General features: G+C 65.8%; 21 protein-coding genes. 16 read left to right on the forward strand and 5 right to left on the reverse strand.

Annotated features, from left to right (window positions below; genetic code table 11):
* Positions 1–21 precede the first annotated feature (21 nt).
* The 10 genes from ACZ1JS_RS09595 (at position 22) to ACZ1JS_RS09640 (ending at position 10,077) form a co-directional block, all read left to right on the forward strand.
* Positions 22–1,716 carry a long-chain-fatty-acid--CoA ligase gene (locus ACZ1JS_RS09595; RefSeq protein WP_465165879.1) on the forward strand — a complete coding sequence of 565 codons (1,695 nt, stop codon included), beginning with the start codon at positions 22–24 and terminating at the stop codon, positions 1,714–1,716.
* 264 nt (positions 1,717–1,980) lie between these two features.
* Positions 1,981–3,288 carry a tRNA (N6-isopentenyl adenosine(37)-C2)-methylthiotransferase MiaB gene (miaB, locus tag ACZ1JS_RS09600; protein ID WP_465165880.1) on the forward strand — a complete coding sequence of 436 codons (1,308 nt, stop codon included), beginning with the start codon at positions 1,981–1,983 and terminating at the stop codon, positions 3,286–3,288.
* Entirely contained in the window at positions 3,285–3,848 is a 564-nt protein-coding gene (locus tag ACZ1JS_RS09605; protein WP_465165881.1) for a hemerythrin domain-containing protein, read from the forward strand. The genes miaB and ACZ1JS_RS09605 overlap by 4 nt, the downstream gene beginning before the upstream one ends.
* Before the next feature lie 88 nt (positions 3,849–3,936).
* Complete coding sequence (locus tag ACZ1JS_RS09610; protein WP_465165882.1) at positions 3,937–4,995, forward strand: NAD(P)-dependent alcohol dehydrogenase; 1,059 nt, start codon at positions 3,937–3,939, stop codon at positions 4,993–4,995.
* 343 nt (positions 4,996–5,338) lie between these two features.
* On the forward strand, positions 5,339–6,340 hold the full coding sequence (locus ACZ1JS_RS09615) for a PhoH family protein (protein ID WP_110151408.1): 1,002 nt from the start codon (positions 5,339–5,341) through the stop codon (positions 6,338–6,340).
* A 51-nt stretch (positions 6,341–6,391) separates the two neighbouring features.
* Positions 6,392–6,634 (forward strand): type II toxin-antitoxin system VapB family antitoxin, encoded by a 243-nt coding sequence (locus ACZ1JS_RS09620; RefSeq protein WP_465165883.1) that lies wholly within the window; start codon positions 6,392–6,394, stop codon positions 6,632–6,634.
* On the forward strand, positions 6,631–7,026 hold the full coding sequence (locus ACZ1JS_RS09625) for a type II toxin-antitoxin system VapC family toxin (protein WP_465165884.1): 396 nt from the start codon (positions 6,631–6,633) through the stop codon (positions 7,024–7,026). Before ACZ1JS_RS09620 ends, ACZ1JS_RS09625 begins: the two co-directional genes overlap by 4 nt.
* Complete coding sequence (ybeY, locus tag ACZ1JS_RS09630; RefSeq protein ID WP_465165885.1) at positions 7,023–7,535, forward strand: rRNA maturation RNase YbeY; 513 nt, start codon at positions 7,023–7,025, stop codon at positions 7,533–7,535. The genes ACZ1JS_RS09625 and ybeY overlap by 4 nt, the downstream gene beginning before the upstream one ends.
* Before the next feature lie 10 nt (positions 7,536–7,545).
* A complete protein-coding gene (locus ACZ1JS_RS09635; RefSeq protein ID WP_345878085.1) occupies positions 7,546–8,454 on the forward strand; it encodes a hemolysin family protein in 909 nt (302 codons plus the stop codon).
* A 282-nt stretch (positions 8,455–8,736) separates the two neighbouring features.
* On the forward strand, positions 8,737–10,077 hold the full coding sequence (locus ACZ1JS_RS09640) for a PQQ-dependent sugar dehydrogenase (protein ID WP_465165886.1): 1,341 nt from the start codon (positions 8,737–8,739) through the stop codon (positions 10,075–10,077).
* A gap of 124 nt (positions 10,078–10,201) precedes the next feature.
* On the opposite strand, the gene ACZ1JS_RS09645 is transcribed toward ACZ1JS_RS09640, so the two are convergent.
* Positions 10,202–10,504: a polyhydroxyalkanoic acid system family protein gene (locus tag ACZ1JS_RS09645; protein WP_465165887.1), complete on the reverse strand. Its 303-nt coding sequence runs from the start codon at positions 10,502–10,504 to the stop codon at positions 10,202–10,204.
* Positions 10,505–10,527: 23 nt separating this feature from the next.
* Positions 10,528–10,860 (reverse strand): SMR family transporter, encoded by a 333-nt coding sequence (locus ACZ1JS_RS09650; protein ID WP_465165888.1) that lies wholly within the window; start codon positions 10,858–10,860, stop codon positions 10,528–10,530.
* 382 nt (positions 10,861–11,242) lie between these two features.
* On the opposite strand from ACZ1JS_RS09650, the gene lnt reads away from it, so the two are divergent.
* The 3 genes from lnt to ACZ1JS_RS09665 all read left to right on the forward strand — a co-directional run bounded on the left by lnt (position 11,243) and on the right by ACZ1JS_RS09665 (position 15,257).
* Entirely contained in the window at positions 11,243–12,766 is a 1,524-nt protein-coding gene (lnt, locus tag ACZ1JS_RS09655) for an apolipoprotein N-acyltransferase (protein ID WP_465165889.1), read from the forward strand.
* Between the two features lie 74 nt (positions 12,767–12,840).
* On the forward strand, positions 12,841–14,052 hold the full coding sequence (metK, locus tag ACZ1JS_RS09660; protein ID WP_345878077.1) for a methionine adenosyltransferase: 1,212 nt from the start codon (positions 12,841–12,843) through the stop codon (positions 14,050–14,052).
* Between the two features lie 98 nt (positions 14,053–14,150).
* Positions 14,151–15,257, forward strand: a complete 1,107-nt coding sequence (locus tag ACZ1JS_RS09665; protein WP_465165890.1) for a hypothetical protein — start codon at positions 14,151–14,153, stop codon at positions 15,255–15,257.
* Between the two features lie 294 nt (positions 15,258–15,551).
* Here the strand turns inward: ACZ1JS_RS09665 and ACZ1JS_RS09670 are convergent, their stop codons facing one another.
* Positions 15,552–16,139 (reverse strand): phosphatase PAP2 family protein, encoded by a 588-nt coding sequence (locus tag ACZ1JS_RS09670; RefSeq protein ID WP_465165891.1) that lies wholly within the window; start codon positions 16,137–16,139, stop codon positions 15,552–15,554.
* 72 nt (positions 16,140–16,211) lie between these two features.
* On the opposite strand from ACZ1JS_RS09670, the gene trmB reads away from it, so the two are divergent.
* Positions 16,212–16,892, forward strand: a complete 681-nt coding sequence (gene trmB / locus ACZ1JS_RS09675) for a tRNA (guanosine(46)-N7)-methyltransferase TrmB (protein ID WP_465165892.1) — start codon at positions 16,212–16,214, stop codon at positions 16,890–16,892.
* On the opposite strand, the gene pncB is transcribed toward trmB, so the two are convergent.
* Positions 16,889–18,193, reverse strand: coding sequence for a nicotinate phosphoribosyltransferase (gene pncB, locus ACZ1JS_RS09680; protein WP_465165893.1), 1,305 nt, complete (start codon positions 18,191–18,193; stop codon positions 16,889–16,891). The genes trmB and pncB overlap by 4 nt on opposite strands.
* 201 nt (positions 18,194–18,394) lie before the next feature.
* Here pncB and ACZ1JS_RS09685 point away from each other — a divergent pair, with 201 nt between their 5' ends.
* Together ACZ1JS_RS09685 and ACZ1JS_RS09690 are read left to right on the forward strand one after the other, a co-directional pair.
* Positions 18,395–18,979: a cysteine hydrolase family protein gene (locus ACZ1JS_RS09685; protein ID WP_465165894.1), complete on the forward strand. Its 585-nt coding sequence runs from the start codon at positions 18,395–18,397 to the stop codon at positions 18,977–18,979.
* 108 nt (positions 18,980–19,087) lie between these two features.
* Positions 19,088–19,711: a response regulator transcription factor gene (locus tag ACZ1JS_RS09690; RefSeq protein WP_465165895.1), complete on the forward strand. Its 624-nt coding sequence runs from the start codon at positions 19,088–19,090 to the stop codon at positions 19,709–19,711.
* Between the two features lie 38 nt (positions 19,712–19,749).
* On the opposite strand, the gene ACZ1JS_RS09695 is transcribed toward ACZ1JS_RS09690, so the two are convergent.
* The gene (locus tag ACZ1JS_RS09695) at positions 19,750–22,992 is read right to left on the reverse strand and encodes an ATP-binding protein (protein WP_465165896.1); all 3,243 of its coding nucleotides are present in this window, start codon (positions 22,990–22,992) and stop codon (positions 19,750–19,752) included.
* Positions 22,993–23,033 lie beyond the last annotated feature (41 nt).

The raw sequence follows: 23,033 nt of genomic DNA on the forward strand, positions 1-23,033 counted from the left end.
CGCTTGCTTACACCTTTGTAAATGAGCAGCGCCGCACCGATCCTCGACCGCTACGCCCATCCGGTTCGCTGGGACGAACCGATACCGCCGATGTCGATGGTGACGTTGTTCGAGGAATCGGCCGCCCGGCGCGGCACCGCCCCGCTGATCGATTTCCTTGGCCGGCATTACAGCTATGCCGAAACGAAGAACGGCGCGGACCGGGTCGCCTGCGGCCTCGCGAAACTGGGCTATGGTCCCGGCGACCGCATCGGCCTGTTCCTGCCGAACGTGCCGCATTACATCGCCGCCTATTACGGCATCCTCAAACTCGGCGCGACGGTCGTCAATTTCTCGCCGCTCTACACCGCGCAGGAACTGGCGGCGCAGGTCGAGGATTCGGGGACGAAGCTGCTCTTCACCCTGTCCGCCTCGGCGCTGCTGCCGACCGCGCTGGACGTGCTGGAGCGCAGTTCGCTCGAACGGCTGGTCGTCGGGTCGGTGGCGGGTGCCCTGCCCGCCGCCAAGTCGCTCTTCTACCGCTGGTTCCGATCGCAGGAGGTGACGCCGCGTCCCGACGATCCGCGCGTGTCCGCCTTCTCCGCCCTCATCGCCAATGACGGCGGCTGCGGGACGCCGCAGATCGATCCGACGCGCGATCTCGCGCTTATCCAATATACCGGCGGCACGACCGGCAGTCCCAAGGGCGCGATGCTCAGTCACGCCAATCTTTCGGCCAATGCCCGACAGGTCGCGTGGCTCGACCCGGATGGCAATACCAAACTCGACCGCATCCTCGGCGTGCTGCCGATGTTCCATGTCTTCGCCAATACCTGCGTCCTCAACCGCACGGTGGTGACCGGCGGCGAAATCGTGCTGCTGCCCCGGTTCGATGCCGGGCAGGTGCTGGCGGCACTCGACCGGACCAAGGCGACGGCACTGCCCGGCGTACCGACCATGTACCGTGCGCTGCTCGACCATCCGCGCCTGAAGCAGACCAACTTCTCGTCGCTGCGCTACTGCATCTCGGGCGGTGCGCCGATGCCGCCCGAACTGAAGGAACGGTTCGAGGCGGCGACCGGCGCGACGCTGGTCGAGGGATATGGCCTCTCCGAAAGCTCGGGTGTCGTCTCGTGCAACCCCTATGCCGGTCCGCAACAGGCCGGCAGCATCGGCCAGCCGATCGCCGGCACCCGCGTCCGGCTGGTCGACAAGGAGGATCCGAACCTCCCCGCCCCGCTCGACCAGCCGGGCGAGATCGTCGTCGCCGGGCCGCAGATCATGGGCGGCTATTGGCGACGGCCCGACACTGCCGATACGACCTTCTGCGTCGATACCGACGGCACCCATTGGCTGCGTACCGGCGATGTCGGCACGATCGACGAGGACGGGTTCATCCGCATCGTCGACCGGCTGAAGGACATGATCGCGGTCGGCGGGTTCAAGGTGTTCCCCAGCGAGATCGAACGCGTCCTCTACCACCACCCCGCCGTTCGCGAGGCATTGGTCGTCGGCCTGCCCAACGACTATCGCGGCGAAAGCCCCCACGCCTATGTGACGCTCGCCGAGGATGCCGATATCGACGGCGATGCGCTGAAGGCGTGGCTCAACCCGCAACTGGGCAAGCACGAACGCGTCGACGAGGTCGTCGTCCGCCTGACCCTGCCAAAGACGATGATCGGCAAACTGAGCCGCAAGGACCTGATCGCCGAGGTCATGGCGGAGAGGCAATCATAGATCAAGTTCACGCGACGGCGCGAAGCCACGAAGAAGAGGTCGGTTCGCGCAAATGCGCAAAGGCGCAAAGGCGCAAAGATCGACCGTCCGCCGCGACGGCGGCTCCGAAGATATACTCGTTTGAGGAGAGGGCTTCGCCCACCCGTCCCGCAACCCCTTTGCGTCCTTCGCGCCTTCGCGCGAGACGAAACCCTTCTTCTCTCCCCGCCTCCACGTGAACCCGAATCCTTCCTACCAAGGCGGAAATCCGGTAAGGGCCGGCCGATGACCACCCCGAAAACCTTCCACGTCAAATCGTTCGGCTGCCAGATGAACGTCTATGACGGCGAGCGCATGGCCGAACTGATGGCGGCGCAGGGCATGACCGCGACCGACGATGCCAATGCCGCCGATCTGGTCGTGCTCAACACCTGCCATATCCGCGAAAAGGCAACCGAAAAGGTCTATTCGGACATTGGCCGCCTGCGCAAACACGGCGCCGATCCCATGATCGCCATCGCCGGCTGCGTCGCGCAGGCCGAGGGGGAAGAGATCGTCCGCCGGGCGAAGGTCGACGTCGTGGTCGGCCCGCAAGCCTATCACAACCTGCCAAAGCTGGTCGCCGATGCGGCGGCGGGCAAGCCCGCGCTCGACACCGACATGCCGCCTGAATCCAAGTTCGGCCACCTTCCCACCCGCCGCCGCAGCGGCCCGAGCGCGTTCCTGACGGTGCAGGAGGGATGCGACAAATTCTGCACCTATTGCGTCGTGCCCTATACCCGCGGTGCCGAGATCAGCCGCCCCTTCGCCCGCATCGTCGACGAGGCGAAGGCGCTGGTCGATGGCGGCGCGCGCGAGATCACGCTGCTCGGCCAGAACGTCAACGCATGGGTCGACGGCGATGGTCGCGGCCTCGACGCGCTGATCCGCGAACTCGATCGCATCCCGGCGCTGGAGCGCATCCGCTATACCACCAGCCACCCGAACGACATGACGCAGGGATTGATCGACGCGCACCGCGATGTCGAGAAACTGATGCCGTTCCTGCATTTGCCGGTACAGGCCGGCAACGACCGCGTGCTCAAGGCGATGAACCGCAGCCATACCGCCGACAGCTATCTGCGCCTGCTCGACCGCGTCCGCGCCGCCCGCCCCGATATCGCGCTGTCGGGCGACTTCATCGTCGGCTTTCCCGGCGAGACCGATGCCGAGTTCGAGGATACGCTGCGCCTCGTCGACGCGGTCGGCTATGCGCAGGCGTTCAGCTTCAAATATTCGCCCCGCCCCGGCACGCCCGCCGCCGACATGACCGGCGAAGTCCCTCTTGCCGTGATGGACGAACGACTACAACGGCTGCAGGCGGCGCTGCTGCGCGATCAGAAGGCGTTCAACGACGCGACGATCGGCCGGACCTGTCAGGTGCTGGTCGAACGGCAGGGCCGTCACCCCGGGCAGATGCTCGGGAAGTCGCCCTGGCTGCAATCGGTCCATTTCCTGACCGATGCCAGGATCGGCGACATGGTCGAGGTGGAGATCGTCGCGACCGGTGCGGTCTCGCTGTCGGGCGTGGAGCGGGTGCGGGCGGCGGCGTGAGTGATCTCGCGACGCGCGGCGGCATCGGCGACGACCTCGCCTATCTCCGCGCTGCCTATCCCCAGCCTGACTGGCGCACCCATGCCAATTTCGGCCAGCTCGCCGATTTCTGGCTGCACATCCACGCCGCGCTTCGCGCCGAGGCGGCGGCGGTCGAAACGTCGCTGACCGCCTTTCGCGCGGGCCGTCTCGACGCGCAGGCGTTCCAGCGCCGCTTCGTCCCCGATCTCAACCGCTTCCTCCAGCATCTGAACGGCCATCATCAGATCGAGGACCATGCCTATTTCCCCAAATTCCGCGCGCTGGATCCGCGCATGGCCCGTGGGTTCGATCTGCTCGACGCCGATCATCACGCGATCCACGACGCGCTCGAGCACAATGTCGCAGGCGCGCGGACCCTGCTCGCCGCACTTGCCGGATCGGGCGCGGTCGATCGCGCCGCCGCCGACTATGCGCAGCGGTCGCAGGCGTTGCTGGCCATGCTGAACCGCCATCTCGCCGATGAGGAGGATCTGGTGATCCCGGCGATGCTCGAACATGGCGAACGCCGCGTAACCTGAAAAATCAAACGCTTGATACTTTGTATCGGCAACGAATGCGGCGGCGTCGCATTATGCTGGCGACCCCCTTCATCAACGGAACCCCAGCATGACGACCCCCGCTCAGGGCTATGCCGCACAATCGGCCGACAGCAAGCTCGCCCCCTTCTCGTTCGAACGCCGCGATCCGCAGGCGAACGACGTCGCCATCGACATCCGCTATTGCGGCGTCTGCCACAGCGACCTGCACACCGCACGCGGCGAATGGCCCGGCACCCTCTACCCCTGCGTTCCCGGACACGAGATCGTCGGCACCGTCACCGCCGTCGGCAGCGACGTGACGAAGTTCAAGGTCGGCGACACGGTCGGCGTGGGCTGTATGGTCGACAGCTGCGGCGAATGCCCGTCCTGTCATGAGGGCGAGGAGCAATATTGCACCGGCACCGGCTTCGTCGGCACCTATAACGGTCCCGACCCCGTGCTCGGCGGCCACACCTTTGGCGGCTATTCCGACCATATCGTCGTCGATCAGGACTTCGTGCTCGCCATCAAGCATGACGATGCCGATCTCGCCGCCGTCGCGCCGCTGCTGTGCGCCGGCATCACCACCTACTCGCCGCTCAAGCATTGGAAGGTCGGACCAGGACAGAAGGTCGGCATCGTCGGCCTCGGCGGCCTCGGCCATATGGGCGTCAAGATCGCCGCGGCGATGGGTGCGGAAGTCTATGTCTTCTCGACCTCGCCCAACAAGCGCGACGACGCCATCCGGCTGGGCGCAAAAGACCTGATCGTGTCGAAGGACGCCGATGCGATGGGCGGGCACACCGGCAGCTTCGACTTCATCCTAAACACCGTCGCGGCGTCGCATGACCTCGACCAGTTCCTCGGCCTGCTCAAGCGCGACGGCACGATGACGCTGGTCGGCGTACCCGAAACGCCGCACCCCTCGCCGTCGGTCGGCGCCCTCGTCTTCGGCCGCCGTTCGCTCGCCGGCTCGCTGATCGGCGGCATCGCCGAGACGCAGGAAATGCTCGATTTCTGCCACCAGCACGGCCTGACCGCCGATATCGAGACGATCGCGATGGACCAGATCGAGACCGGCTATGACCGGATGCAGAAAAGCGACGTGAAGTACCGCTTCGTCATCGACATGGCGACGCTGAAGTAAGGATTCTGGTTCGCGCGAAGGCGCGGAGAAAAAGGGTTGTTTCGCGCAAAGGCGCAAAGGACGCAAAGAGGTCGTGTCATCCGTGCCATCGACTTTTCGAACCCGGCGCGGCCCATGTACCGGCTTCGCCGGACAAGCTGTCGGTACCATATGGGCACCGCCTTTGCGTCCTTTGCGCCTTTGCGCGAACCCTGAATCGCTCCGCGCCGTAGCGTGAACCAAGTTTCGCTTCCCCCCCGCAAAGCCATCTGCCAGTCTCGCTTATGATGCTGCCGCGCCACCCCGTCCGACTCAAGGTGATACCCGGACCTGCGCGCCATCGCCCTCCGACCGAAAGGATCGCATGAGCCGCAAGCCCGTCCCCGCCGTAGCCGGCCAGCGCGCCCGCGCCGAACTCAGCTTCGACAAGCCGCAACTCCTCTCCCGCCTGTTCGGCGAATTCGACGCCAATCTGCTGGCGCTGGAGGAACGGCTGGGCGTCTACATCACCGCCCGCGGCGACCGGGTCGGGATCGAGGGATCGGCCGAGGCCGTGGCCCATGCGCGCGAGGTGCTGACCGAACTCCACCGCCGCATCCTGCGCGGCGAGGAGGTCGATCCGGGGCTGATCGACGCGGTCATCGCCATGTCGTCGCAACCCGCGCTCGACGGCATCTTCCGCGCCGAAAGCGGTCAGGGCGCCCCGTCCATCATGATCCGCACGCGGAAGAAGACGATCGTCCCGCGCACCGTCGCCCAGGCCAGCTACATGCACCAGCTGCTGTCCAACGACATCATCTTCGCCCTCGGGCCGGCAGGTACCGGCAAGACCTATATCGCCGTCGCGCAGGCGGTGGCGCAACTCATCACCGGCAGCGTCCAGCGCCTGATCCTGTCGCGCCCCGCGGTCGAGGCCGGTGAAAAGCTCGGCTTCCTGCCCGGCGATATGAAGGAGAAGGTCGATCCCTATCTCCGCCCGCTCTACGACGCGCTCAACGACTGCCTGCCGGCCGAACAGGTCGAACGCCGCATCCTGTCGGGTGAGATCGAGATCGCGCCGATCGCCTTCATGCGCGGCCGGACGCTGGCCGACGCCTTCGTCATCCTCGACGAAGCGCAGAACACCACGCCCGCGCAGATGAAGATGTTCCTGACCCGTTTCGGCCAGAACAGCCGCATGGTGGTGTGCGGCGATCCGAACCAGACCGACTTGCCAGGCGGCGTGCAGGCATCGGGGCTCGCCGACGCCACCCGCCGGCTGGAGGGGATCGAGGGCATCGCCTTCGCCCGCTTCGGTGCCGGCGACGTCGTCCGCCACCCGATCGTCGGGCGCATCGTCGAGGCCTATGAGGGCAAGGACGCTTGAGTAGCGGGATATCCCGCATTACCTTGCGGGATATCCCTTTGGAGACCGGTAATGGCCTCGCTGTATATCAAGGACGAGCGAACCAACGCATTGGTCGAGGAACTGGCGCGCCTTCGCGGTACCAGCAAGACCGAGGCAGTCCGTCGCGCGGTCGAAGCCGAACTCGAACGCAACCGCAGCGTCGCGACGCCTCGCGAACGGCTGGAGAATTTCTACAAGCGCTACCCGCTTCCCGAACCAAGCGGCCTTGCTGCAGACAAGGCATTCTATGACGACCTGTCGGGTAACCTGTGACCGCGTTCGTCGATGCATCGGTGCTGGTTGCGATACTGGCCCGCGAAGCGGACTATCTTGAACAGAATGATCGCCTCCTGTCGTTCGACACGCCGCTTTGGTCGCCGATCGCGCGGTGGGAGACGATCAGCGGGGTCGCGCGCGCGACGAAATATGGCGACGCCTTCTCCGCTGAAATTGCCGACGCCTTTGCCGGCGAGAATCGCTTCGTCATGGTGCCGATTGGCGAGGCTGAGGCGCATATCGCTGGGGAAGCGCATCGCCGCTACGGCAAGGGTCGCCACGAAGCCAAACTCAACATGGGCGATTGCTTCGCCTATGCCTGCGCCCGTACCAACAACGCCACTTTGCTCTACAAGGGCGACGACTTCGCAAGGACCGACCTCGGATGATCGATATCGCCGTACAGGCAGAGGCCGACTGGCCGCACGACCAGGATTGGGAGGCGCTCGCCACCCGCGCCGCCACCGCCGCGATCGGCCGTACGCCGCAGGGCGCGTGGCTGACCGACCCGGCGCTGATCGAGATCGCCATACGCCTGACGTCGGATGACGAGGTGCAGACGCTCAACCGCCAGTATCGGCAAAAGGACAAGCCGACCAACGTCCTGTCCTTCCCCATGATCCAGCCCGACCTGCTCGATACCGTCACCCAGAACAGCGACGATGGCGAAGTCCTGCTCGGCGACATCGTCCTCGCCCACGGCGTCTGTACCATCGAGGCGGCGGAACGCGGCATTTCGGTCGCCGATCATGCCACGCACCTGATTGTCCATGGCTGCCTGCATTTGCTAGGCCATGACCACCAAAATGATGCCGAGGCGGAAGCCATGGAGGCGATCGAGCGTTCGACGCTCGCCGAACTCGGCCTGCACGATCCCTATCCGGTTACAGAGGACTGACACGACCATCATGGCCGACGTTTCGACCAGCACCACGCCCGGCGACAGTAGCAGCTCCGAAGGGGGCATATGGCGGGGGCTGCGCTCGCTGATCTTCGGGGAGGACGCCAGCGAGACGCTGCGCGAACGGATCGAGGAAGTGATCGCAGCGCATGAGGACGAAAACGACGCACCGGTCGCCGGCGACCTGTCGCCGATCGAGCGCAAGATGTTGCGGAACATCCTGCATTTCGGCGAGCGCGATGCCGGCGACATGGGCGTGCCGCGCGCCGACATCGTCGCGCTGGAAGAGAATACGCCCTTCGCCGATGTGGTGAAGCTGTTCGCCGAAGCCGGCCATAGCCGCCTGCCCGTCTATCGCGAGAAGCTCGATACCATCGTCGGCATGGTCCATGTGAAGGACGTGTTCGCGATTCTTGCCAAGGGCGAGGAGCATCCCCCGACCGCGATCGGCCTGTTGCGCCAGCCGCTCTACGTCCCGCAATCGATGGGCACGCTCGACCTGCTTGCGCAAATGCAGGCGAGCCGCACCCATCTCGCCATCGTGCTCGACGAATATTCGGGCACCGACGGCCTGATCACTATCGAGGATCTGGTCGAGGAGATCGTCGGCGAGATCGAGGACGAGCATGACGAGGCGCCGACCGACCTGTTCGTGCCGCTGGAGGGCGGCGCGTGGGAAGCCGATGCCCGCGCCGAGCTGGAGGATGCCGCCGAACTGATCGATCCGCGCCTCGGCGAAGTCGAGGAGGATGTCGAAACGCTGGGCGGCCTCGCCTTCGTGCTGGCGGGCGAAGTCCCGAAACAGGGCGCGTGCCTCGACCATCCCTCGGGCTGGCGCATCGAGATCGTCGCCGCCGATACCCGCCGCGTCCTGCGCCTGCGTCTCCATCCCCCGCACCCGCAAATCGAAGAATGAATCCCTCCCCGCATGTGGGGGACTGGGACCATATGCGGCATGGTGGAGGGGCATCGCCACCAACGCCGCGCGACGACAGCCAAAACCGATCACCGACAACGATTTAATCGGTTTCACAAAACAACTCGCCTCCATTAGCGACAGTGGCGCGGGCCGGTTTGCAAGCCCCCTTCGAATCGGTCCGACGGGCCGCCGGTGCTTTCTCCCTTGTGACCGGCGGCCCTTTTGGCGCTCGGTCCGCACCCCCTTCCCCCGTCGCCCGCGCCGCCCTATTCACGGGGCATGCGCAAACACGTCCTCCGCTTCGGCCTTGTCCTGCTGGTCCTGATCGCCGGGCTGGTCTTTTACCTCTCCCGACCCGACCGGGCGCAGTTGAGCGAGAATGCGGTGGCGGGACGTACCCCGCAATTGACCCAGGTCCGCGACCAGTGGTTCCCGACCGTCCGCGTCGCCGACCCGATCGGCTGGCAGGATGGCCAGACCCCGACCGCCCCCGCCGGATTGCAGGTGCAGCCCTTCGCCAAGGGCCTCGACCACCCGCGCTGGCTCTACCGCCTCGCCAATGGCGACGTGCTGGTGGCGGAAAGCAACAGCCCCCCGCGCGAGGGCGGCGGCATCACCGGCTGGTTCATGCGGCTGTTCATGGACAAGGCCGGCGCCGGCGGCGCTTCCGCCAACCGCATCACCCTGCTGCGCGACGCCAATGGCGATGGCGTGGCGGAGGCGCGGTCGGTGTTCCTGACCGGGCTGAACTCGCCATCGGGCATAGTGGTGGTCGGCGACTCGCTCTACGTCGCCAACACCGACGCGCTGCTCCGCTATCCCTTCCGCCTCGGCCAGACCCGCATCACCGCCCAGCCCGAAAAGATCGTCGACCTGCCCGGCGGCGGCAATCACTGGGCGCGCAACGTCGTCGCCGATCCCGATGGCAAGTCGCTCTATGTCAGCGTCGGCTCGGCCTCGAACATCGCCGAGAACGGCCTCGATATCGAAAAGAACCGCGCGGCGATCTGGCAGGTCGATCCGGCGAAGAAGACGTTCCGCATCTATGCCACCGGCCTGCGCAACGCCAACGGCATGGCGTTCGAACCCCGCAGCAAGGATTTGTGGACCGTCGTCAACGAACGCGACATGCTGGGGTCGGACATGCCGCCCGACTATCTGACCAAGGTCGAATTCGGCGGCAACTATGGCTGGCCATGGCATTATTGGGGCGGATATATCGACGACCGCGTCCAGCCCCAGCGCCCCGATCTCCGCCAGTATGTCGCCCGCCCCGACTATGCGCTCGGCGCCCACGTCGCGCCGCTCGGCCTCGCCTTCACCGCCGACATGCGGCTGGGCCAGCGGTTCGACAATGGCGCGGTGATCGGCCTGCACGGGTCGTGGAACCGCGTGCCGCCCTCGGGCTACAAGGTCGTCTACATCCCCTTCGCCGCCAATGGCTTCCCCGTCGCCAATGCCAAGCCGGTGGACCTGCTCACCGGCTTCCTGACCGCCGATGGCAAGGACGTGCATGGCCGCCCGGTCGCGGTGATCGCCGACCGCACCGGCGCGATGCTGGTCGCCGACGATGTCGGCAACACCATCTGGCGGGTCAGCCAGCCGCTCGCGGCGCGCTGAGCCGCGCCGTCTGGAAACGTGCCGCCGGCACGTTTCGGGGTTCCGGCCCGCTCCCCCATCCCGCCACCCACGCATTGTACGATGTGGGTGGCGGAGCGGGCCGGAACCGCCTTCAACCAAGGCGCTACTTCAACAGTGCCGGCCCGTCGCGGCCCAGCTTCTCCTTGATCTTGTTCGCGAACATCGCGAGCATCGGCGGCAGGTCGAGCACCGCATGGACATGCGCGTCGTGCATTTCGCAGCGCGCCTGCACCGTCTGCCCCATGCCGCTGACCGTGAAGTGCAGCGTGTCGCCGTCCCAGCGTTTGTCGTGCAGCGTGCCGCCGGGGATCATGCCCGCCAACTTGTCGATCCTGCTGTCGATCCGCTGCCGCACGCCCGCGCGGCCGAGTTGATGGGGAATATCGACGGTCACCGGTTGGTTCATTGGGAAACTCCTTCGCCCGCGACTTAGTGTGCGACGCTGTTCGAAAACAGGTTCATCACGATCACGCCCGCGATGATCAGGCCCATGCCGACCATCGCCGGCACATCCAGCCGCTGTCCGTGCCAGACCCAGGCGATGCCCGCGACCAGCACGATCCCGACCCCCGACCAGATCGCATAGGCGATGCCCGTTGGCACCTGCTCCAGCGTCCGCGACAGGCAGTAGAAGGCGACCGCATAGCCCATGACCGTCACCAGCGACGGGCCGATCCGCGTGAACCCTTGCGTCGCGCGCATCGTCGAGGTCGCGATCACTTCAGCGACGATCGCCATGGCGAGCCAGACATACGGGTTCATGGGTTGGAAATAGGGACGCCACAATTGACTTGAAAGCGTAGCCGCCTTTGCAACCTCGTCACCCCGGACTTGATCGAGACCTCGGCGAAACACCTTCACCTATCCTGAAACTCTTCCGTACCCCCGCGCAGGCGGGGGTCCAGGGCCAAGCAAAACAGAGCTTTGCGAACGCGGCTCTGGATCCCCGCCTTCGCGGGAATACGGTGAAGCGGACGTTCGCAGCGGTCTCGACTTGATCGAGGATCCCGCTTCTTCCGTTGATCGCGCAGATACCTCCAAGACTACATGGCCCCGGATTAAGTCAGGGGTGACGCATTGTCCCCCGCAAACGCATCGCATAGGCGAAGCGCACCCCCTTGCACCCACGCCGCGCACAGCGGATATGCGCGCCGTGCCCGCTCTTCTCGCCTTGTTCGCCGGCCTGACCTCGGCCCTCGGCTTCGCACCGCTGCAATGGTGGCCGGTCACGCTCGCCGCGTTCGCGCTGTGGCTGTGGCTGGTCCACCGCGCCCCGACGCTGAAGGCGGCGGTGTGGCGGTCATGGCTGTTCGGCGTCGCCCATTTCACCATCGGCAACAACTGGATCCAGCACGCCTTCGACTTTCAGGACCGGATGCCGCCCGCGCTCGGCTATGTCGCGGTCGTCGGCCTCGCGCTCTACCTCGCCATCTATCCGATGCTCGCGGGCGCCATCGCGTGGAAGCTCGGCCGACACAGCGACCGCCCCGATTTGAGCTTCGTCCTGGTCGCCGGTGCCGCGTGGATCGGTACCGAATATCTCCGCGCGATCGTCTTCACCGGCTATGCGTGGAACCCGATCGCGGTGATCTGGGTGCCGACTCCCTTGCGTGCCCTCGCCGCCTATACCGGCACCTATGCGCTGTCCGGCCTGACCGTCGTCGCCAGCGCGCTGCTGCTCCTGCCCCGGCCGAAGATTCGTGCCGGCGTCATCGTCGCGCTCGCGCTGCTGATGCTGGTCCCCGGCCAGACGGCCCCCACGCCGCCCCCGACCGACACCACGCCCCGCGTCCGCGTCATCCAGCCCAATTTCCCGCAGGAAGTCGTCCGCAGCGAAGGCTATGACCAGCGCCTGCTCGACAAGCAGATCGAACTCTCCGGCACCCCCGGCCGCGCCCCGCGTCTGATCGTCTGGCCCGAAGGCACCGTCAATTTCTACCTCGAGGACGGCTATCCGGCCGAGTGGTACCAGCAATCGCCCGCCCTGCTGCGCGCCCGCATCGCCAGCACATTGGGGCCGGGCGATGCGGCACTGGTCGGCGGCACCGCGCTGTTCTTCGGCGCCGACGGACAGGTCAGCGACGCCGGCAATTCGGTCTTCGCCATCACCCCCGACACCCGCATCGTCGGCCGCTATGACAAGGCGCATCTGGTCCCCGGCGGGGAATATCTGCCGATGCGTTCGATCCTCCAACCGCTCGGCCTGTCGCGCCTCGTGATGGGCGATATCGACTTTCGCCCCGGCCCCGGTCCGGCGACGCTCGCGCTGCCCGGCTTCGGCCCGGTCGGCATGCAGATTTGTTACGAGATCATCTTCTCGGGTCAGGTCGTCGATCGCGCGCACCGTCCGGCGCTGTTGTTCAACCCGTCGAACGACGCATGGTTCGGCCGCTGGGGCCCGCCGCAGCATCTTGCGCAAGCCCGGCTGCGCGCTGCCGAAGAGGGCCTGCCGATCCTGCGTTCGACCCCCACCGGCATCTCGGCGGTGATCGACGCCACCGGCGGCCTCGTCGCATCGATCCCGCCGGATCAGGCCGGCGCGATCGAGGTGCCGATCCCTGCGCCCAACGCCCCCACCCTGTTCGCGCGGGTCGGCAACTGGATGGCGCTGCTGGCGATAGTTTTGCTGTTCGGCCTCGCGATTGCCATCCGCCGCCGCACGCGCTAGGGCGGTCATATAAGGAAAGCTTTATATGCGGCATGGCAACGGCCGCGCGCTTTCCCTCTAACCAGAGGAAGTCCATGCGTTCCAATTATCTCTTCACCTCGGAATCGGTTTCCGAAGGCCATCCCGACAAGGTCGCGGACCAGATCTCCGATTCGATCGTCGACCTGTTCCTGTCGAAGGACCCCGAAGCGCGCATCGCCTGCGAAACGCTGACCACCACCCAGCTGGTCGTCCTCGCCGGTGAAATCCGCTGCAAGGGCGTGTTCGAAAACGGTGAATGGGCCGAAGGGGCACAGGCCGAGATCGAGCGTACCGTGCGCGAAACCGTGAAGAAGATCGGCTATGAACAGTCGGGCTTCCACTGGGAAAGCTTCCGCTTCGAAAACAACCTGCATGCGCAGTCGGCGCATATCGCGCAGGGCGTCGACGCGTCGGGCAACAAGGACGAAGGTGCCGGCGATCAGGGCATCATGTTCGGCTTCGCCTGCGACGAAACGCCGGACCTGATGCCGGCGACGCTCGACTATAGCCACAAGATCCTCGCGAAGATGGCCGCCGACCGCCATTCGGGCGCCGCGCCGTTCCTCGAACCCGATGCCAAGAGCCAGGTCACGCTGCGCTTCGAAAACGGCAAGCCGGTCGCCGCGACCGCGATCGTCGTCTCGACCCAGCATGCGCCGGGCTATGACAATGGCGACAAGGAAGCCGAGCTGCACAATTATGTGAAGTCGGTCGTCGCCGAAATCCTGCCCGCCGACCTGCTGTCGGACGCGACCGAATATCACATCAACCCGACCGGCAGCTTCGAAATCGGCGGCCCGGACGGCGACGCCGGCCTGACCGGCCGCAAGATCATCGTCGACACCTATGGCGGTGCTGCCCCGCACGGCGGCGGCGCGTTCAGCGGCAAGGATCCGACCAAGGTCGACCGCTCGGCGGCGTACATCACCCGCTATCTGGCGAAGAACATCGTCGCCGCCGGCCTCGCCAAGCGCTGCACGATCCAGCTCGCCTATGCGATCGGCGTGTCGAAGCCGCTGTCGCTCTATGTCGACACCCACGGCACCGGCACCGTCGGCGACGATGCGATCGAGAATGCGATCGCCGGCATCGCCAAGCTCGGCGGCCTGACCCCGCGCGGCATCCGCACGCATCTCGGCCTCAACAAGCCGATCTACCAGCCGACCGCCGCCTATGGCCATTTCGGCCGCAAGCCAGAGGGCGATCTGTTCCCGTGGGAAAAGACCGACCTGGTCGACGATCTGAAGGCCGCGCTGGCAGCCTGATCCATTACGGGTGTATTGTCTATACAAGCCATTGAAATTGCGGGAGGTTCGCCGAAGGGGCGGACCTCCCGTTTTCATGTCCGCCTATCGGGGGATATATGCACGACCTTGCCGGACGATTGTTCGCGATGGGATTATCGTCGCTGGCGCTGGTCGCCGCGCTCCCCGCGGCCGCCCAGTTCACCAAGAGCGTGATCGCGGCACCCGCCGATCAGCCCTATCGCTTCCGGCATAGCGGCCTCACCATCCCGGCCTCGCTCGACGGCATGCGGCGCGTGGCGATCGAACAGATTGGCGGTTCGGAACTCGACGTCTTCGCCAACTACCAGCGCGGTTCCGAAGCGGTCACTATCTATGTCTTTCGGATGGCCAGCGGTGCTGCACCGGTCTGGTTCGATCGCGCTCGCGCCATTCTTGAATCCCGTCGCGACGTCTACGGCACGATTACGCCTATCCTTCCCCCGACCGCGTTCACCCCGCCGGGACAGGGCGTTGCCAGCGGCTTGATGGCGGGCTGGTCGGTCTCGCGTCCACCCTATCGCGGCACCGTCCTCGCCATGATCCCGCTCGGCGAATGGCTGGTGAAGGTCCGCTATAGTAGCACGACGCTCGACGGTGCGGGCATCGCGGCACGGATGCCGGCGGTACTGGCGGCACTTACGTGGCCGACCGAATTCGCCGCCCCCGTCCCGGCGAAACCCGTCGCCGATTGCCCGACGCCGCTGGCATTCCCGACCACGGCGAAGGTGCAGCGCGATCCGAAGATGCTGTCGGTCGCCGCCTTTACCGGCGGATTGCTGGCGGTAGGCCGCGCGCTCAAGGACAAACCGAAACCGGGTGTTGCCGCCGTCCCCGCAAAACAGGTTATCTGGTGCCGTGATCCCGCGACCGGGCCGGCCGGCGGCGTCTATCGCGAGGATGCGTCGGCCGACTCCTATCTGCTGGCGTTCAGCGATTCGGGTCGTGCCGCGCTCGTCCAGCCCGACCCGGCCACCGGCCGCATCGCCAAGACCAATCTGCCCGGCTGGTCGGTGAACCTGATCGATGTCGGTAACGTGCTGGTCTATCCGCCCTTCACGGCGCTGCCCCGCCCCCGGCAGGTGATGGACGCGCTGCGACGCCCCGCGATGGCGCACGTCCCCAACTGGGGGAACGACACGAACCGCATCACGATCAATCCGAACGCGCTGGGCGAGAAGCGCTGAGGGCCGGTCGCTTTCCTACACGGTGCGCTACGTGATAGCGCATCCGCTGTCGTCGCTGGACGGCCGCGCTTCGCCCCGTGCAGCGTTCCGATCGAAGGTGACAACCGCCCGGCTTGCCGAACAGGTTGCTAACCTACTGCGGTAGCCGGCTTTTTTACCGACCCGAACCCCACCGGCCCTTCCCTGGACAACCTCCCGGCACGCAAGTGTCAACTTCCGGCACCCTCGGCCCACCTAAACATCTCAAATACTTGTACTAAACCGTCGACCAAACGAAGATTCGCACAACCTTCGTCAACTTCCGTCCGGCACCGGCAACACCTTTGCGACAACCGCCTCCGCTACCAGTCCGATGACCGCGCCCACCGCGACGTCGATCGGGAAATGCGTCCCCCGCGGCACCTGGATCGCCGCCACCGCCGCCGCCCCGGCATAGGCCGGGCCTGCCGCCGCCGGATATTCGCGCGCCACCGCCCGCGCCACCGCCAGCGCGCCGGCGGTATGGCCCGACGGAAACGAGTTTTGCGGCCCTTCGTCGGTATCGCCGGGCTTTGGGCGATGATCCTCACGGTCGCTGAACAGATGCGGTCGCGCCCGGTCGACATTGGCCTTGATGACCGACTTTGCCAGCGTCGCCAGCCCGTGCGCGGCGAGCATCCGCACCCCGGTCCGCATCAGTCGCGCATCACCGCGCCACAACCCGGCGGCGATCGTGGTCAGGTTGATCGCGACCATCGGTGGCTGGTCCGCCACCTCGCTCAACCACCCGGCGACTTTGACGACCGGATGGTCGTGCAGTTCGCTGGCGACGCCCCGCCCGGCATCGATATCGGCATCGACCAGCCGCTTCGCCTGTTCTTTCGCCTTGCGTTTCTTGCTCATGGCATCCGAACCACCGGCGAAGACGGAAGCTCCCTTGTCGGATCACCGCCCCGCCGGGTAGGGAGCGCGGCGATGAACGATCCCACTACCATCCGCCGCCTCTATGGCCGTCGACAGGGCCACAAGCTGCGCCAGGGGCAGGCCGCACTGGTCGAGGAACTGCTGCCGCGCGTCTCGGTCCCCGAAACCGGCCCGCTCGATTCACACGCCCTGTTCGGCGACGACCGTCCGGTGGAGGTCGAGATCGGCTTCGGCGCGGGCGAGCATCTGGCCGGGCAGGCGAACGCCCGTCCGCACCACGGCTTCATCGGCTGCGAACCGTTCCTCAACGGCGTCGTCGGCGCGCTCAACCATATCCGCGACGACGATCTGTCCAATGTCCGCCTGCACATGGGTGACGCGTTGGAAGTGATCGAACGCTTCCCCGACGCTTCGCTCGAGCGCGTCTATCTGCTCCACCCCGATCCCTGGCCGAAAGCCCGCCACGCCAAGCGGCGGATGATGAACCACGGTCCGATGGACCTGATCGCGGCGAAGCTGCGTCCCGGCGGCGAGTTCCGGCTCGGCACCGACGACCCGACCTATTGCCGCTGGGCGATGATGATCATGGACCAGCGCCGCGATTTCGAATGGCAGGCACGGACCGCCACCGACTTCCTGACCCGCCCCGCCGACTGGCCCGAAACCCGCTACGAACGCAAGGCCCGGCGACAGGGCCATGAGGTCTGGTATTTCCGCTACATCCGCCTCTAGACCGCGACCGGACTAGCCACCCGGCCGCTCTCGCCGAAGATGCGCAGATAGCGCGCGATATCGGCGGGGTCGCCGGTCGCCTTGGCCGGATTATCGGATAGCTTGACCGCCGGGCGGCCATTGGCGCTGACGACCTTGCACACCAGCGAGATCGGCTCCAGCCCCGCGCCGCCCAGCGGGTCGCAACCGCGAAAATCGTTGGTCAGGTTCGTCCCCCAGCCAAAGCTCATGCGGACCCGGCCATGGAAATGGCGGTAGGTCGCCAAGATGCTGTCGACGTCCATCCCGTCGGAGAAGATGAGCAGCTTCGAGCGTGGATCGACGTCGCGTTCCTGCCACCAGCGCAAAATCTGCTCGCCACCCTCGATCGGCGGCATGCTGTCGGGACGGAAGCCGGTCCAGTCCGCCAGCCAGTCGGGAGCATTGCGCAGAAACGCGGTCGTGCCATAGGCATCGGGCAACGCGATCAGCAGGTTGCCGCCATAATGCCGTCGCCACTCCTCCAGCACGCGGTATGGCGCGGCGGCGATCCCGGCATCGTCCTCGGCCAGCGCCGCCTCGACCATCGGTAGCTCGTGCGCGTTGGTGCCGATCGCCTCGACCCCCGCCTGCATCGCCAGCAGCACATTGGACGTCCCGACGAACCGATCGCCCAGCCCCTCCTGCAATGCCTCGACGCACCAGCGCTGCCACAGGAAACCATGCCGCCGCCGCGTGCCGAAGTCGGACAGCACAAGATCCGGCAGCGCCCGCAGCCGCTCGACCTTGTCCCACAGCCGCGCCTTCGCCCGCGCATAGGTCACGTCGAGCGCGAACCGCCCGTGATCGCGCAGCGCCGCGCGCGCCCGGAGTTCGTTGACGATGGTCAGCGCCGGAATTTCCCACAGCGAGGTTTCGGCCCATGGTCCGTCGAAATGCAGGACATACTGACCATCGCGCACCGACAGGTCGTAGTCGGGCAGGCGGAACCGGCTGAGCCAGTCGATGAAGTCGGGCGAGAACATGCGCTGCACGCCATAGAAGCTGTTGCCCGCCAGCCAGATCAGTTCCTGCTTGCTGAACCCGACCGTCCGCGCATGGTCGAGTTGGGCGCGCAACTCGGCTTCGTCGATGACCTCCGCCAGCCGCACCGATTTACTGCGGTTGATGACGGCGAAGGTCGCGCGGACGTCCGGATGCACCGCGCGGATCATCTGCACCATCAGCAGCTTGTAGAAATCGGTGTCGAGCAGGCTGCGCACCACCGGATCCAGTCGCCAGCCATGGTTCCACACACGGGTCGCGATATCGGTCACCACCATCGATCAGCCTTTCGGAATATGGGGATGGCGTTCGGACGCTTCGGCAGGCGGCCGAGCAGCCGGCCCGCGCCCCCGCAAACGTAGACGGCGCGGCTCGTCATGGCCGGTCGCATCACAGGCTGGAGGAGAGCAACGCACATTCGATATCCTCTACCGATATCCGTCCGGAATGTGCAATCAGCCGGCAACAGGAGGTGCGACATGGCCGAAGTGATCGTCGTGGTGGATACGCAGGCGGATTTCATCCGGGCGGACGGTGCGCTGCCCGTCGCGGGTGCGGAGGAGATCGTCGGACCGCTGGCCGAGTGGCTGCGCGCGCGCACCGCCGACGATACGGCGGCGATCGTCTTCACCTTCGACACCCATTTCGTCGAAACCTACCCGGCAAGCGCCGAGGCCGAACTGTTTCCGATCCATTGTGTCAAGGGAACCGCCGGCTGGGACAATCTGATCGACCCCCTGGCGATGCCCCCCTCCATCCCGTGCCGGACATTGGAGAAAGGCGTATTCGACATGTGGGCCGAAGACGGACTGGTCCTGCACGATCCCCATGGCGTCGCACCGCCGATCGATCGCGATACGTACTTCGCCAAATTGCGTGAAAGCGGTGTCGAGCGGGCGATCGTGGTCGGCGTCGCCGCCGATTATTGCGTGCGCTGGGCCGTCGAGGGACTGATCGCGCGCGGCTTCGCGGTTGGCATACCGGCGGCCCTGACCCGCGGCATCACGCGCTCGATCGAACAGGTCGTCGCGGACGATTTCCATGGTCTAGCGGCAGTAATTTAATTACGCAATCCCAAGTCGAGCATGTTCAACTACTTGGTAACGGGCCATACCGCATGATATACCAAATGCGCTCCGCTATCGAACGACGGTGGGAACAAGGGTTGATTGATGACGCATATTCTTGTCGCTGACGACCATCCGATGTGCGCTACTGCGCTCGGCATGGCGGCGCGCGCCGTCGATCCGACCGTGACCAAGGACAGTGTGACGACGCTGGCCGAGGCCGAAAGTCTTGTTCGGCAACACGCATATGACCTTGTTCTGCTCGACCTGATGCTTCCCGATGTACAGGGGTTCGCGGGGCTGGCGCTGCTGCGCGCGGTACGGCCGTCGACGACGATCGCGATCGTGTCGGGCCGCGAGGAACCGGCGGTGGTCGCGCAGGCCCGGGCGCTGGGCGCACAGGGTTTCATCCCGAAATCGTCGTCGATCGAAGAGATGATAGACGCGATCCGCAATCTGCTCGCGGGCAATTGCTGGGTTCCGGCGGGCGCGGAAGACGTGCCGCAGGCCGATCCGCGCATCGACCTGGCCGAACGCATGGGGACACTGTCGATCGCGCAACTGCGCGTCCTGCGGGCCATCGCCAACGGACATCAGAACAAGCAGATCGCCTATGACCTGCAACTGGCCGAACCGACCGTCAAATCGCACCTGTCGGCGATCTTCCGCAAACTGGGCGTCAACAACCGGACGCAAGCGGTACTGGCGTTACAGGCGTTCGACGCTTAGCGACGCGTCCACGGGCGCTTAAGCGCCATCGCTGCCGGTCACGCCGGTTCGGCCATCGCCCGTTGGGCCGCGTCGATGACCGCCGTGGCGCAACGATCGATCTCGTCCAGCGCAGCCGGATCGATCGGCATCGCGTCCGGCGCGTCCTCGATCACCTGCAATGCCGCGATCAGTTCGATCGCGCCCATGCTGGCCGCAGCACCCCGCAATGCATGGGCTTCGCGCCGGGCAAGATGAAGCCGGTCATGGGCGACCAGCGTGCGCAGACGGGGCGGTATCCGCTCCGCATCCTCGATCAGCAGCGCGAGCAACGTATCGCGCTGCGCCGGACCGAGCGCGTCGGTCAGCGACTGGACACGGTTGGGATCGATGGCCTCGCTCACCGTTCTGGGTGCCGATGGACGGCTGGCCGGCATCGCCGTCTGGTCGAGTACGGCGCGCAGTTGCGGTACGTCGACCGGCTTGGTCAGGATGCCGTTCATTCCCGCCCCGATCACTTCGGCGCGGCGTTCGGCGGACAGATCGGCGGTCAACGCATAGATGGGCACGCCCGCCCCCGCGCCGCTCCACGCCCGGATCGCGCGGGTCGCGGCGATGCCGTCCATCACCGGCATCTGCACGTCCATCAGCACCAGATCGACCGGATTGCCGGCCGCCGCGGTGACATATTCGACCGCTCGCGCGCCATTTTCCACCGTGACGACCTCATGCCCCAGCCGCCGCACGATCTCGGCAATCAGATAGCGGTTGGTGTCGTTATCCTCGGCGACCAGGACACTGCTCGCGCCCGTGCGTTCGCCCGATCCTATCGTATCGGGTCCGAGGGCGGATGCCATCCCAGACAGGGCTGTGCATCCGGCGAACGGCAACGGCAAATGGAACCAGAAACGCGATCCCGCCCCTTGGCGACTGACGACGCCGATGCTGCCACCCATCGATGCAACCAGCATCCGGCTGATGCTCAGGCCAAGCCCGGTGCCGCCATAGCTGCGGGTCGTGGAGGCATCGGCCTGAACGAACGGTTCGAAGATCGCATCGAGCCGGTCCTCGCGGATACCGACCCCGGTATCGGCAACCTCGAACCGCCAGTAATCGGCACCGTTGCGCGTCGCGGTGATGCGGATCGATCCGGCGCGGGTGAATTTGACGGCGTTGCCGACCAGATTGGTCAGCACACGTTGCAGGCGAGCCGGGTCGCCGACCACCCGCCCCTCGGGCACCTCGAAATCGAGCGACAGGTCATGGCGTCTCGCCTGGGCCGCGAACATGCCCGTGACCGTCGCCAGCAATTCGCGCGGTTCGAACACGATCGCTTCCGAATCGTTATGCCCCCCTTCCAGTTTCGAGAAGGTCAGCACGTCGTCGACGATGTCGGACAGGGTCCGACCGGCGTGCTCCAGCGCATCGAGATGCCGCATCCGTTCGCCGCGATCGGGCGTGTCGCGCAGCAATTGTACGGCAGCGAGGATCGAGGTCAGCGGCGTGCGGATTTCGTGGCTGATCGTGGCGGTAAAGGTCGCCTTTGCAGCAAGGGCCCGCTCGGCCGCTTCGCGCGCCTCGCGCAACTCGGCCATCGCCTTTACCTGCTCGGTCGTGTCTTGCATCACACCGAACACGCCGACGACCCTGTCCAGCGCCCGTTCCGCCTGCCCGCGCGAAGCGACCCAGCGCATCGTCCCGTCGCGCTGGATCAACCGCGCGTCGAAGGCGAAGGACCCACCGGTGGCGATGGCCCGATCGATCGCTTCGCGAACCTTTGGCCGATCCTGGGGATGATAGAAGTCGATCGCCGCGTCCAGATCCAGCTCCTCGCCTAACGGCACGCCATGAATGCGGAAAATTTCGGGCGACCACATCACGCGCCGGTCGAGGATGTTCAACCGCCAATGCCCGAGCCTTGCCGCATTTTCCGCCATTGCCAGCAGTCGTTGGCGCTCCTCGACCTGACTTGCCGCTTCGACGGCCTTGCTTTCTGCCTCGCGACGTTGCCCGATATCCCGGATCGATCCCACGACTTCGGCATTACCTTGACTGTCGCCGACCAGCCGGAACGCGCCCTCCAGCCACACATATCGGCCGGACTTGTTCAACATCCGATAATGGAACACGGTGCTGTCGCCGCCGGGGACCAGCGCGGTCATCATGCGTTCGACCCGATCGCGGTCGTCGGGATGCACCTGTCCGCAGGGACTGGAGCCGATCATTTCCTCCGGCCGGTAACCGAGCACCCGTTCCGAGGCGGACGACGCATAGCGCCGTACCCCGTCGAGGCCGAGCCGCACGATCAGATCACTCGAATGATCGGTCAGCAATCGCAATTCGCGTTCCTTGTCGGAAATCTCGTCGAGCGCGCGCGATTGTTCGTACAGCAGCGCCGCGACCGGGAACGCGGTCAGCGTGACGATGGCGATGAAGATCTGCAGGAACAACACCCGATCCGCGATCAGTGGAAAGGCATCGGCGATCGGCCCGCTGCCGGTCATCGTATAGACGATCGCGATGCCGGCAATCGTCAGCGTCGATGCCGCTGCACCAATGAAGCGATAGAGTAGCGCCGCAAACACCGAGCAGGGCAGCAGGAAGAAGAGTGACGGATTGGTGCCCGTGCCGAAGACGATCAAGGCGACCAGCATCGATACCGCTACCGGCAGCAACAGCACCGGAGAGAATAGCCGCAACTCCTCCGACAGGGCGCGGCGCGTCGCCTTGAGCGCCGGCAGCAGCACGATCAATCCCATCGCGATCGACGCGAACCAGTTTGCACTCGAATAGAGCACGTCGTTGCCGGCCAGCAGGGCGTTGGCCGGCGCCGCCAGCAGCGTACTGCTCCCGGCCCCCAATAACGAGATGAGGATGACCCCGGCATAGCCGCGCAGCGTGCGGGGATCGGGGTCGATCCTGCACAAGCAGCCGGCGACCTGCACCATGACGACGATATCGATCAGGACGTAACAAACGGCCAGCGACAACGGCACATCGTTCAGCATGCCGAACAGGAACAGGCTGGCCGCAGTGACGCCCGATATCAATGGCCATCGCGATAGCGGCGTACGGGTCAATTTCGCTACGGCGACCGACGTGGCCGGCCAGACAAGCACCGGTCCCTGCGGTAACGGCGACAGCGACATCGCAACGACGGATACGGCGATCAACAGGATCGCATAGCCAGCCAGGCCCGCAAATTGCCGCACGAGCGGAGATTGCCACCAGCCGGCCTTGGCAAGCGAAACCCGTTGACGATGGACGTGCGCGCGCAGGGCGGATAGCGATGGGCCAGTCATGTTCGATCGTCGCCGGTGGCTGTAAAGCGGCGATCTTGGCC

It is taken from the genome of Sphingomonas sp. BL-S-05, from assembly GCF_055521695.1.